This window comes from Burkholderia stagnalis (assembly GCF_902830275.1).
GTDB lineage: Bacteria > Pseudomonadota > Gammaproteobacteria > Burkholderiales > Burkholderiaceae > Burkholderia > Burkholderia stagnalis.
Window position 1 is genome coordinate 1 of the sequence record NZ_CADESW010000125.1, and the last position, 223, is coordinate 223.

At 65.0% G+C, this 223-nt stretch carries 1 protein-coding gene; it reads right to left on the reverse strand.

What is annotated here, in order from left to right; all coding sequences use genetic code 11:
* A partial coding sequence (locus HWY45_RS36520) for a hypothetical protein (protein ID WP_176118539.1) occupies nt 1-223 on the reverse strand: 223 nt, incomplete at both ends.

Consider the following 223-nt stretch of genomic DNA (forward strand, 5'->3'; position numbering starts at 1 on the left):
GACGTCGCCACCGCGGACGGTGCCATTGTTGGTCAGCGAGCCCACGAACTTCAGCGTGCCGTCGCTGTTCACCGCGCCCTGGTTGACGACGTTACCCATGACCTGAACGTCGCGGCCGTCCACCAAGCTGGCGGCGCCGTTATTGGTCAAGTGGCCCATGATGTCGAGCGCGCCGCCGCTCGTCACCGATCCCTGGTTGACGACATTGCCTGCCACCTTGACG